We start from the raw sequence: 11,868 nt of genomic DNA, 5'->3' as shown, positions 1-11,868 counted from the left end.
TAACACCGACGACAGGGACAAAAGACAAGCGATCCAGCCTTTTACGGACGTGAGAATCAGCACCCGCTCTCGTAGGAACCGACTCCTCAGAGGTGGACAAGGTTGCGAGATCCGATAATGTGTCATCACATTGATAGCGTGGTGCGATACCACGCGGAACGGGGGACCCCATGACCGCCCAGCCCGACGGCCACCGCCCGGACGCCCTGGCGGCCGATCTCACGATCGACGCGCCCGACATGCCCGCGCCGCAGGTCAGGGAAGTCACCGCACACTCCATACCGGGCGGCCTCGGACTGCTCCTGACCGTGCTCGGCGTCTTCGCCGGGGCCGGCCTCGCCATCGCCGGCGGGGCGATCGGCGCGAACGGCAGCAACGCGGTCGGGGTCCCGCTCCTCATCCTCGGCGTGCTCCTCGTGATCACCTCGTTCTTCTGCATGAGCGGCGTGAAGATGGTCGCTCCGGGCGAGGCGCGGGTGATCCAGCTCTTCGGCCGGTACGTCGGAACGATCCGCGCCGACGGACTGCGCTGGGTGAACCCGCTGACCTCCAGCCGCAGGATCTCCACCCGCGTCCGCAACCACGAGACCGCCGTCCTGAAGGTCAACGACGCCTACGGCAACCCGATCGAACTGGCCGCGATCGTCGTGTGGAAGGTCGAGGACACCGCCCAGGCGCTCTTCGAGGTCGACGACTTCCTGGAGTTCGTCGCCACCCAGACCGAGTCGGCCGTCCGGCACATCGCCATCGAGTACCCGTACGACGCCCACGAGGAGGACGGCCTCTCGCTGCGCGGCAACGCCGAGGAGATCACCGAGAAGCTGGCCGCCGAGCTGACCGCACGGGTGCAGGCCGCGGGCGTCCGGATCATCGAGTCGCGCTTCAGCCACCTCGCGTACGCCCCCGAGATCGCCTCCGCCATGCTCCAGCGCCAGCAGGCCGGCGCGGTCGTCGCGGCCCGTCAGCAGATCGTGGAGGGTGCGGTGGGCATGGTCGAGATGGCACTGGACCGGATCGGCGAGCGGGACATCGTGGAGCTGGATTCCGAGCGGAAGGCCGCCATGGTCAGCAATCTGATGGTGGTGCTGTGCGGTGACCGTTCGGCTCAGCCGGTCCTCAACACGGGCACCCTCTACCAGTGACCGACGAGACACCTCCCCCCCGGCCCCCGGCGTCCCGGCCGCCGCAGCGCAAGCAGACGCTCCTGCGGCTGGACCCCGCGGTGCACGACGCGCTCGCCCGCTGGGCCGCCGACGAGCTGCGCAGCACCAACGCGCAGATCGAGTTCCTGCTGCGGCGGGCGCTCGCGGAGGCGGGCCGGCTGCCGGCGGCCGTACGGCCGATCGCGCGGCGGGGGCGGCCGCCCAAACAGCCGCCGGAGGGGCCGGAGCCCCCGGAGGACCCGCCCGCGACCGGTGACCGGGGCGGACCGTGACCCCGGCGCTCCCCGGCCCGTACGACGCCCCCCGCACCGCGCCCCCGGCCCGCTCGATGGGTCGGGGGCGCCTTCCGGACGCGTATACATCGCAGGTATACACACCATGTACAGTGCTCTCATGTCTATCGGTCACACCCTCCTCGGGCTCCTGGAGTCCGGCCCACGGCACGGCTACGACCTGAAGCGGACCTTCGACGAGAAGTTCGGCCAGGACCGCCCGCTGCACTACGGCCAGGTCTACTCCACGATGTCCCGGCTCCTGAAGAACGGACTCGTCGAGGTCGACGGCGTCGAGAGCGAAGGAGGCCCGGAGCGCAAGCGGTACGCCATCACCGACGCCGGGATCACCGATGTCTCGCAGTGGCTGGCCACGCCCGAGAAGCCCGAGCCGTACCTCCAGTCGACGCTGTACACCAAGGTCGTCCTCGCACTGCTCACCGACCGCAGCGCGGCCGGCCTGCTGGACACCCAGCGCTCGGAGCACCTGCGGATGATGCGGATCCTCACCGACCGCAAGCGCACGGGCGACCTCGCCGACCAGCTCATCTGCGACCACGCCCTGTTCCACCTCGAAGCCGATCTGCGCTGGCTGGAACTGACCGCAGCCCGTCTCGATCAGCTCGCCAAGGTGGTGGCTCCGTGATTCCCGAAGGCTCCCTGCTCGCCGCGCGCGATCTGCGCAAGACCTACGGCGCGACGCCCGCCCTGGACGGCGCGTCGTTCTCCGTCCACCCCGGCGAGGTCGTCGCCGTGATGGGCCCCTCCGGCTCCGGCAAGTCCACCCTGCTGCACTGCCTGGCCGGGATCATCACCCCCGACTCCGGCACCATCACCTACGCGGGCCGCGAGCTGTCCGCGATGTCCGACGCCGAGCGCAGCGCCCTGCGGCGCAGCGACTTCGGTTTCGTCTTCCAGTTCGGCCAGCTCGTCCCGGAGCTGACCTGTGTGGAGAACGTCGCCCTGCCGCTGCGGCTCAACGGCGTGAAGCGCAAGGCCGCCGAGCGCACCGCCCTGGAGTGGATGGAGCGCCTGGAGGTCGACACCCTCGGGGACAAGCGCCCCGGCGAGGTCTCCGGCGGACAGGGCCAGCGGGTCGCCGTGGCCCGTGCCCTGGCCGGTTCGCCGAAGGTGATCTTCGCGGACGAGCCGACCGGTGCGCTGGACTCCCTCAACGGCGAGCGGGTGATGGAGCTGCTCACCGAGGCGGCCCGGTCCGCCAACGTGGCGGTGGTTCTGGTGACCCACGAGGCGAGGGTCGCCGCCTACTCCGACCGTGACGTCACCGTGCGCGACGGACGGGCCCGCGATCTGGAGCACTCCGCATGACCCTGCTCGACAAGCCCGGCACGACCGGGGCCGGGGCGCCTCCGCGACCGTCGCCCCCCTCACGCGGCGCGACACTCCTCCGCGACCTCGGCCTCGGCATCCGGTTCGCCGCCGGCGGCGGCCGCGAGGGCTGGACCCGTACGCTGCTGACCGCCGTCGGCGTCGGCCTCGGCGTCGCCCTGCTGCTGCTCGCCTCCTCCGTACCGCACCTGCTGGACGAGCGCAGCGCCCGCGACCAGGCGCGCAAGGAGACCACGGCCTCCGCGTCGTCCGATGCGAAGACGGACGGCTCGGTGCTGCGGATCAACGGTTCCTCCGAGTACCGCGACCGGACGGTCGAGGGCTACCTGATGCGCCCGGAGGGCACGAACCCCGTCCTGCCGCCGGGCGTCGGCCGCTTCCCCGCCGCGGACACGATGGTGGTCTCCCCCGCGCTGGAGGAGCTGCTCACCTCCCCGGAGAACGAGCTGCTGCGCGAGCGGCTGCCGTACAGGATCACCGGAACGATCGGGGACGCCGGACTGCGTTCGCCGGGCGAGCTCCTCTACTACGCGGGCAGCGACACCCTGACGACCGCCAAGGGCGGCCACCGCGTCACCGGGTACGGCGTCGCCCGCGAGGCCGAACCGCTGCCGCCGCTGCTCATCGTGCTCGTCGTGATGGTCTGCGTGGTCCTGCTGGTGCCGGTCGCGATCTTCATCGCCACCGCCGTGCGGTTCGGCGGCGACCGCCGCGACCGCCGGCTCGCCGCGCTGCGCCTGGTCGGCGCGGACATCCGGACGACCCGGCGGATCGCCGCGGGGGAGGCGATGTTCGGCGCGCTGCTCGGGCTGCTGATCGGACTCGTGTTCTTCCTGGTGGGCCGGTTGTTCGCCGGCTCGGTGGAGGTCTGGGACGTCAGCGCGTTCCCCGCCGACCTGGCCCCCGACCCCCGGCTGGCCCTGCTCATCGTCGTGGCGGTGCCGCTGACCGCCGTCCTCGTCACGCTGATGGCGATGCGGTCCGTGGCGATCGAGCCGCTCGGGGTCGTACGCCGGGCCCGCGAGCGCGGGCGCAGGCTCTGGTGGCGGCTGCTGATGCCGGCGGGCGGTCTCGCGGTGCTCGGCGTGACGGGCCGGACCAACGGTTACGAGCCCGTCAACCCGTTCGCCATAGCCTCCGGCGCCGTCCTGGTGCTGGTCGGTCTCGCCCTGCTGCTGCCGTGGCTGGTCGAGGCGTGCGTGAACCGGCTGCGCGGCGGCCCGGTGCCCTGGCAGCTCGCCACCCGCCGGCTCCAGCTGAGCAGCGGGGCCGCGTCCCGCGCGGTCAGCGGCGTGACGGTCGCGGTGGCGGGGGCGATCGCCCTCCAGATGCTGTTCGCCTCGATGAACGCCGACTTCCACCACGTCACCGGCCAGGACCCCTCGCGGGCCCAGTTCGCCGGGTACTCCGAGGACGTCACGGGCGAGGCCGCCACCTCCGCCATCGAACAGTTCCGCGCCACCGACGGCGTCGAGCGGGTGATCGGCTCGGTGGAGGCGTTCGCGACCAAGCCCGGCACGTACAAGGACGAGGACATCCAGCCCACCACCTCGCTGACCATCGGCACCTGCGCGACCCTGCGCGAACTGGCCCGCATCGACCGCTGCGAGGACGGTGACGCCTTCGTCGTCCACCCCCCGGACGACAAGGACCAGGCGGGCTGGGTGGACCGGACCGCGCGCAAGGGCAAGACCGTCCTGATCGGCGAGGGGATGGGCGCGAAGCCGTTCCGGTGGACACTGCCCGCCGACACCGCGACCGTGACCGGGCGCAAGGACCCGATGGGCGAGACCCATTTCGGGATCATGGCGACCACCGGCGCACTGGACGCGAGCAAGCTGCCCGGCGCCACGATCGTCGCGCAGATCCGGGTCGACGAGAGCGCGCCGGACGTCGCGGAGCGCGTACGCAACACGGCGTTCCGGATCGACCCCGGAATGCGCTTCGTCGAGCTGAACCCGGTGGCGCGCGACCGCCAGTACGACAGCGTGCGGACCGGCCTCCAGGTCGGGGCGACCGTGGTGCTGCTGCTGATCGCCGCCTCGATGCTGGTCTCCCAGCTGGAGCAGTTGCGCGAGCGCAAGCGGCTGCTGTCGGTGCTGGTGGCCTTCGGCACCCGGCGCGCCACGCTCGGCTGGTCGGTGCTGTGGCAGACCGCCGTACCGGTACTGCTCGGCCTCGCGGTCGCGGTCGCCGGCGGCCTGGGCCTCGGCGCGACGCTGACCTGGATGATCAGCAAGCCGGTGGCCGACTGGTGGCTGTTCCTGCCGATGGTCGGTGCCGGGGGCGGACTCATCGCCCTGGTGACCCTGGCATCGCTGCCGTCGCTGTGGCGCCTGATGCGCCCGGAGGGTCTGCGCACCGAGTGACACCCGCCTGATCCGCGTACGGCCGGGGCCTCCGGAAACGGGGGCCCCGGCCGTACGCGCGCACCCGGCCGACGGCTCCCGGCCGTACGCGTGCGTACCCCGCCGGAGGGTTTCCGGCCGTGCGCGAGGAGGCGGCCCCTCAGCCGTCCTCCGCCACCGGCCGCACCGGCAGCGGGCGCATCGCCTCGCGCAGGGCGGCGGCCAGCTCCTCGAACTCGCCGCCGCGCGCCGATCCGGTCCGCATCGCCAGCGCGACCCGGCGGGTGGGCGCCGGGTCCGCGAAGTACCCGGTGGCCAGGGCCTCGTTGCGGCCGGTCTCCACGGTCACCGCGGTCCGCGGCAGCAGCGTCACCCCGAGCCCGCCGGCGACCAGCTGGACCAGGGTGGAGAGCCCGGCGGCGGTCGTGGTCACCGGCGCGCCCTCGGTACGGCCGGCCTCGCGGCAGATGTCGAGGGCCTGGTCGCGCAGGCAGTGCCCCTCGTCCAGAAGCAGCAGCGGCAGCTCGCGCAGCGCGTCGCGCGGAATGTCCGACCGGCCGCCGAGCCGGTGGTCCTGCTCCATGACCAGCACGAAGTCCTCGTCGAACAGCGGGATCTCGGTGACGCCCGGCACCCCCAGCGGGACGGCGAGCAGCAGCAGGTCGAGCCGTCCGGCGGCCAGCCCCTCCAACAGCGAGGAGGTCTGCTCCTCGTGGACCTGGAGGTCGAGGTCCGGGTAGCGCTGGTGGACGAGACGGAGCACGGTGGGCAGCAGGTACGGGGCGACGGTCGGGATCACGCCGAGCCTGAGCACCCCGGTGAACGGGGCACGGACCGCCTCCGCCTCCTCCATCAGCGCGGCGACGGCGTCCAGCACCGCCCCGGCCCGCACCGCGAGCCGTTCCCCGGCGGGAGAGAGCAGCACTCTGCGCGTCGTACGCTCGATGAGCTGGACACCCAGTGCCTCCTCCAGGGTGGACACCGCCCCGGAGAGCGCGGGCTGACTCATCCCGATTGCTGCCGCCGCGTCCCGGAAGTGCAGATGCTCCGCCACGGCTGTGAAGGCACGCAACTGCGACAGGCTGGGCTGCTTGCCGTACTGCTTGGGGCGTATGCCCTGATTGCCCTGGCTCACTGATAGGTACCTCCGATCATCTCGACCGAGTGTAGCTATTTCCGTGATCAATGCACTCTGTGCCAAGGTGGGAACCGTCCAACCCTCAGGAAGACCCTCAAAAAGGGAATTCCAGACGTTGCAAGGAGAGCGCGTGCTCACTGTCGGTGACAAGTTCCCCGAGTTCGACCTGACTGCTTGTGTCTCGCTGGAGAGCGGCAAGGAGTTCGAGCAGATCAACCACAAGACCTACGAGGGCAAGTGGAAGATCGTCTTCGCGTGGCCGAAGGACTTCACCTTCGTGTGCCCCACCGAGATCGCCGCCTTCGGCAAGCTGAACGAGGAGTTCGCCGACCGCGACGCGCAGATCCTCGGCTTCTCCGGTGACTCCGAGTTCGTGCACCACGCCTGGCGCAAGGACCACCCGGACCTGACCGACCTGCCCTTCCCGATGCTGGCCGACTCGAAGCACGAGCTCATGCGTGACCTCGGCATCGAGGGCGAGGACGGCTTCGCCCAGCGCGCCGTCTTCATCGTCGACCAGAACAACGAGATCCAGTTCACGATGGTGACCGCCGGTTCCGTGGGCCGTAACCCCAAGGAGGTCCTGCGGGTCCTCGACGCCCTGCAGACCGACGAGCTGTGCCCGTGCAACTGGACCAAGGGCGAGAACACCCTGGACCCGGTCGCGCTCCTCTCGGGCGAGTGAGCTGATACGGACATGGCACTCGACGAACTGAAGTCCGCCATACCGGACTTCGCCAAGGACCTGAAGCTCAACCTGGGTTCGGTCATCGGCAACAGCGACCTCCCGCAGCAGCAGCTGTGGGGCACCGTGCTGGCCTGCGCGATCGCCTCGCGTTCGCCGAAGGTGCTGCGCGAGCTGGAGCCCGAGGCGAAGGCCAACCTCTCCGCCGAGGCGTACAGCGCGGCGAAGTCGGCGGCCGCGATCATGGCGATGAACAACGTCTTCTACCGGACCCGGCACCTGCTGTCGGACCCGGAGTACGGCACGCTCCGCGCGGGCCTGCGGATGAACGTCATCGGCAATCCGGGTGTGGAGAAGGTCGACTTCGAGCTGTGGTCGCTCGCCGTCTCCGCGATCAACGGCTGCGGCCAGTGCCTGGACTCCCACGAGCAGGTGCTCCGCAAGGCCGGCGTGGACCGCGAGACCATCCAGGAAGCCGTCAAGGTCGCTTCGGTGATCCAGGCGGTCGGTGTGACCCTCGACGCCGAGGCCGTACTCGCCGAGCAGTGACACCGCACCACCCCTGACGCACGGAAAGAGCCCCGAGGACGACCGACCGTCCTCGGGGCTCTTTCCGTGCCGCGCTCCGCCGCCCCGCTACTCCTGCGGCGGCCGGTTCTCCCGCGGGTGCTCGTCCGCCGCCGGCCCGTCCTCGGCCCCCGCCGCCGGGGCGGGCGGCGCGGACGGCTGCGCGGGCGCGGACGGAAGCGCGGGTGGGGACGGAGGCGCGGGCGCGGACGGAGGCGCGGGTGGGGGCGCGGGCGCGGGACCGGCGTGCGCCGGGCTCATGGACAGCGCGGTGGCCCCGTGCTGTCCGCCGTGTTCGCCCGGTTCCCCGTACGAGCGCAGATAGCCGACCACCGTGTTGGTGACGGCGACCAGCGGTACGGCGACCACCGCGCCGCCGATGCCGGCCACCAGGCCGCCGGTCGCCACCGCGAGGACCACCGCGAGCGGATGGACCCGGACCGCCCGGCCGAGGATGAACGGCTGGAGGATGTGGCCCTCGATCTGCTGCACCGCCAGGACCACCACCAGCGCCCACAGCGCGGTCCACACCCCCTCGGTGACCAGCGCGACGACCACCGCGAGCGCCCCGGAGACCACGGCGCCGACCAGCGGGATGAAGGCGAACAGGAAGATGAAGACGGCCAGCGGCACCGCGAGCGGCACGTTGAGGACGTAGAGGCCGAGGCCGATGAAGATGGCGTCGATCAGGGCGACGAGCACCGTGCCGCGCACGTACGCGGTCAGCGTGCGCCAGGCGCGCGGCCCCGCCCCGGCGACCCCCGGGCGGGCGGCGGCGGGCACGAGCTTGAGCGACCACTCCCAGATGCGCCGGCCGTCGTAGAGCAGGAACAGCGTGGAGAACATCGCCAGCAGCAGCCCGGTGAGGAACTCCACCATCACGGTGACGCCCTGGAGACCCGCGGAGGTGATCTCCTCGGTGTTGGTGCCGATGGTGTCGCTGAGGTTCTTGGCGATGTCGTTGATCTGCGACTCGGTGACGTGGAAGGGGCTGTCGAGCGCCCAGCGCTTCAACTCGTCGATACCGTCGCGGACGCGGTCGGAGAGCGTGTCCAGGTTGTCCATCACCTGCCACACCACGAACCAGCCGACCAGGCCGATGACGACGAACCCGAGGACGGCGGTCACGGCGGTGGCGAAGCCGTGCGGCAGCCCGATCCGCTTGAGCCGCACCACGGTCGGCTGGAGCATCGCGGTGATGAGCAGGGCCGCGGCGAAGGCCAGCACGACGAGCTGGACCGCGCTGATGACCCGCATCAGGACCCAGAGCGTCCCGGCGAGGACGAGCAGGCGCCACCCGGCCTCGGCGGCGACCCGCATCCCCCAGGGGAGCGCGGCCACCGGATCGGGCTTGGCGGCGACCGAGGGGGCGTACGACGGAGGCGCGGGCACCTGCCCGACCTCGTCCTCCGGGACGGCCCCCTTCACGGTGAAGGGCTCGTCATCGGCGGCGGCCCGTGCGCGGCGTTCGTCCAGCCGCGCTCCCAGCTCCGTCAGTTCGGACCCGAAGCGGCCCAGCCAGCCCGGTAGTTTCGACATGCCTGCTTTCCTTCCCCCATCTCCGCCGCTCAGCGCTCCGGAACGCGACTCGGCGCTGTTCGCGGCCTTTCGCCTGTTTCCCGGACTCGCCAGGATGCGACGGTACACGCGCGAGGCCCCTCACCGTACGGACGGTGAAGGGCCTCGGAAGGTTGAGCGGGCGGGTCCGGGGACTCGCCGGACCGGCTAGTACCAGTTGTTGGCCTGCCAGAAGGACCAGGCGCCGCACGGGGAGCCGTAGCGGCCGTCCATGTAGCTGAGGCCCCACTTGATCTGGGTGGCCGGGTTGGTCTGCCAGTCGGCGCCGGCGGAGGCCATCTTGTGGCCGGGGAGCGCCTGCATCAGACCGTACGCCCCGGAGGACGGGTTGGTCGCGCGGTAGTTCCAGGTCGACTCGTGGTTCACGATGTTGCTGAAGCACTGGAACTGGTCGGCGGGCACCATCTGACGGGCCATGGCCTGGACCTCGGCGACGCTGTAGGAGCCCTGCACGGCGAACGTGGAGGCGTCGCGGGCGGAGGAACGGCTGGCGCGCTCGGCCGCTTCCTTCTTCTCCTTCTCCGCCTTGCGCTCGGCCTCGAGCCGGTCCTTGGCCGCCTGCTTCTTGGACTGGGCGTCCTTGGCTGCCTGGATGCGGGCGGACTCCTCGGCCGACTTCTTCGCGGCGGCGTCGGCCGCGGATGCCTGGGCATCGGCCTGCTGCATCAGCGAAGCGGTCTGTACCTGGGCCTGCTGGCCCGCGGGGATGTCTGCGAGCAGCGTGGTGTCGGCTGCGGCTGCCTCGAAGTTGTTGTCGTCGGCGGCAGGTGCGCCGCCCGCAGCAACGCCTACGACGGCGCCTACGGTGGTGACCGCGGTGGCGGATGCCACGGCGAACCCCCGGACCGAGATCCGGCTCACATGGTGTCCTTCCAGCATCGCCCGCTTAGGTGACCTCGCGGGCGCGTTCGTGCCCCTGGCACTGGCCTCCGTACTGCGTGGGTCACGGGAGGCACGGGCCCGGTGCGCAACCCCGGCGAGGGGGCTGCCGCGTGGTGCTCGCGGGCGGCATACGGACGTCTCGTGTTGAGTTGTGTGGTGCGTGGCGCCTCTGGAGGTGCCCAAGTGCCGTATGCGGGGCCTGACGGAAGCAAGACTCTGCCGGACGGTGACGCTCGGAGGCAATTCTGTGCCGCGTGGGAAAGGTCACACCCCGTTTGGCCCTCCGGTTTCGCGGAAATGACGGCACAGCAGCATGCCGCCCGGCTAAGCTCCTTGGCTCGCCGGGCGGCATCAACGGGACATGCAGGTCAGATGTGCCCTTCCTCCAGCATTTCGGTCACCAGCGCGGCGATCTGCGAACGCTCCGACCGCGTCAGCGTGACGTGCGCGAACAGCGGATGGCCCTTCAGTTTCTCGACGACGGCGACGACTCCGTCGTACCGGCCGACCCGGAGGTTGTCCCGCTGGGCCACGTCGTGGGTGAGCACGACACGCGAATTCGCCCCGATCCGGGACAACACGGTCAGCAGGACGTTCCGTTCGAGCGACTGGGCCTCGTCGACGATCACGAACGCGTCGTGCAGCGAGCGGCCGCGGATGTGGGTGAGCGGCAGGACCTCCAGCATCCCGCGCCCGAGGACCTCCTCGATGACCTCGCGCCCGGCGACCGCCGAGAGCGTGTCGAAGACCGCCTGCGCCCAGGGGCTCATCTTCTCGGCCTCGCTGCCGGGGAGATAGCCGAGTTCCTGGCCGCCCACCGCGTACAGCGGCCGGAAGACCATCACCTTCTTGTGCTGCTGCCGCTCCAGCACCGCCTCCAGGCCGGCGCAGAGGGCCAGGGCCGACTTGCCGGTGCCCGCGCGTCCGCCCAGCGACACGATGCCGACCTCGTTGTCGAGGAGGAGGTCGAGCGCGATCCGCTGCTCCGCGCTGCGGCCGTGGATGCCGAACGCCTCCCGGTCGCCGCGCACGAGCCGCACGTTGCCCTCGGCCGTCACCCGGCCGAGCGCCTTGCCGCGCTCGGACTGGAGGACCAGACCGGTGTGCACGGGCAGCTCGGCGGCCTCGGGAACGTACAGCGTCTCCTCGCCGAACAGCAGGTCGATCTGCTCCCCGGCGAGCGACAGTTCGCTCATGCCGGTCCAGCCGGACTCCGTGATGGCGAGCTCCGCGCGGTACTCCTCGGCGAGGAGGCCGACGGAGGACGCCTTGATGCGGAGCGGCAGGTCCTTGGAGACGACCGTGACGTCGTACCCCTCTGCCTGGAGGTTGCGTGCGACCGCGAGGATCCGTGCGTCGTTGTCGCCCAGCCGGTAGCCGGCGGGCAGGACGGCGGGATCGGAGTGGTTCAGCTCGACGCGGAGCGTTCCGCCCAGGTCCCCGAGCGGGATCGGGGCGTCCAGCCGGCCGTACCGGACCCGGAAGTCGTCCAGGAGGCGCAGGGCCTGCCGGGCGAAGTAGCCGAGCTCGGGATGGTGCCGTTTGGCCTCCAGTTCCGTGACCACCACGATCGGCAGCACGACTTCGTGCTCGTCGAAGCGGGACATGGCGCCGGGATCGGCGAGCAGGACGCTGGTGTCGAGAACATAGGTGCGCCGGTCGGACATGCGGCGCTTGCTGCTGGTCACCACGGAAGGACGTACCCCCTCGGACGAGGTCGGGGAGTGCGACGAACGGTCGCGGAACTCCCCGAGAGGAGAGGACGGACCGGGAACGGGCTCCTGTGCGCGAACCGGACCACGGCCACCGAATCGGCCGCGGACTCTCTACGGTCCTCCGTGCGCAAAGGGCCTCCCGGGCGAGCGGGCTGGGTGCCGCTCACTTG

Annotated in this window: 11 protein-coding genes; 7 read left to right on the top strand and 4 right to left on the bottom strand. The window is 71.1% G+C overall.

Annotated features, from left to right (window positions below):
- Positions 1-170 precede the first annotated feature (170 nt).
- The 5 genes from QFZ71_RS20020 (at position 171) to QFZ71_RS20000 (ending at position 5,154) form a co-directional block, all read left to right on the top strand.
- Positions 171-1,142, top strand: a complete 972-nt coding sequence (locus QFZ71_RS20020) for an SPFH domain-containing protein (RefSeq protein ID WP_307669557.1) — start codon at positions 171-173, stop codon at positions 1,140-1,142.
- Positions 1,139-1,435, top strand: coding sequence for a hypothetical protein (locus tag QFZ71_RS20015; protein ID WP_307669556.1), 297 nt, complete (start codon positions 1,139-1,141; stop codon positions 1,433-1,435). Before QFZ71_RS20020 ends, QFZ71_RS20015 begins: the two co-directional genes overlap by 4 nt.
- A 121-nt stretch (positions 1,436-1,556) precedes the next feature.
- Positions 1,557-2,081, top strand: coding sequence for a PadR family transcriptional regulator (locus QFZ71_RS20010; RefSeq protein WP_307669555.1), 525 nt, complete (start codon positions 1,557-1,559; stop codon positions 2,079-2,081).
- Positions 2,078-2,764: an ABC transporter ATP-binding protein gene (locus QFZ71_RS20005; RefSeq protein WP_307669554.1), complete on the top strand. Its 687-nt coding sequence runs from the start codon at positions 2,078-2,080 to the stop codon at positions 2,762-2,764. The genes QFZ71_RS20010 and QFZ71_RS20005 overlap by 4 nt, the downstream gene beginning before the upstream one ends.
- Positions 2,761-5,154, top strand: coding sequence for an ABC transporter permease (locus QFZ71_RS20000; RefSeq protein ID WP_307669553.1), 2,394 nt, complete (start codon positions 2,761-2,763; stop codon positions 5,152-5,154). Before QFZ71_RS20005 ends, QFZ71_RS20000 begins: the two co-directional genes overlap by 4 nt.
- Positions 5,155-5,293: 139 nt before the next feature.
- On the opposite strand, the gene QFZ71_RS19995 is transcribed toward QFZ71_RS20000, so the two are convergent.
- The gene (locus tag QFZ71_RS19995; protein ID WP_307669552.1) at positions 5,294-6,268 is read right to left on the bottom strand and encodes a hydrogen peroxide-inducible genes activator; all 975 of its coding nucleotides are present in this window, start codon (positions 6,266-6,268) and stop codon (positions 5,294-5,296) included.
- A 133-nt stretch (positions 6,269-6,401) separates the two neighbouring features.
- Between QFZ71_RS19995 and QFZ71_RS19990 the strand changes: the two genes are divergently transcribed.
- Both QFZ71_RS19990 and QFZ71_RS19985 read left to right on the top strand, forming a co-directional pair.
- Positions 6,402-6,956, top strand: a complete 555-nt coding sequence (locus QFZ71_RS19990; protein WP_003966619.1) for a peroxiredoxin — start codon at positions 6,402-6,404, stop codon at positions 6,954-6,956.
- Between the two features lie 12 nt (positions 6,957-6,968).
- Complete coding sequence (locus tag QFZ71_RS19985; RefSeq protein ID WP_228990416.1) at positions 6,969-7,505, top strand: alkyl hydroperoxide reductase; 537 nt, start codon at positions 6,969-6,971, stop codon at positions 7,503-7,505.
- A gap of 87 nt (positions 7,506-7,592) precedes the next feature.
- Here the strand turns inward: QFZ71_RS19985 and QFZ71_RS19980 are convergent, their stop codons facing one another.
- The 3 genes from QFZ71_RS19980 to QFZ71_RS19970 form a co-directional block, all read right to left on the bottom strand.
- Positions 7,593-9,062 (bottom strand): AI-2E family transporter, encoded by a 1,470-nt coding sequence (locus tag QFZ71_RS19980; protein WP_307669551.1) that lies wholly within the window; start codon positions 9,060-9,062, stop codon positions 7,593-7,595.
- A 186-nt stretch (positions 9,063-9,248) separates the two neighbouring features.
- Positions 9,249-9,962, bottom strand: a complete 714-nt coding sequence (locus QFZ71_RS19975) for a transglycosylase SLT domain-containing protein (protein WP_307669550.1) — start codon at positions 9,960-9,962, stop codon at positions 9,249-9,251.
- 389 nt (positions 9,963-10,351) lie between these two features.
- On the bottom strand, positions 10,352-11,674 hold the full coding sequence (locus tag QFZ71_RS19970) for a PhoH family protein (RefSeq protein ID WP_307669549.1): 1,323 nt from the start codon (positions 11,672-11,674) through the stop codon (positions 10,352-10,354).
- Between the last annotated feature and the right edge of the window lie 194 nt (positions 11,675-11,868).

Origin of the sequence: Streptomyces sp. V2I9, from assembly GCF_030817475.1 — a bacterium.
Taxonomy (GTDB): Bacteria; Actinomycetota; Actinomycetes; order Streptomycetales; family Streptomycetaceae; genus Streptomyces.
The sequence above is the reverse complement of the archived record's forward strand: the minus strand, read 5'-3'. Positions and strand labels throughout refer to the sequence as shown.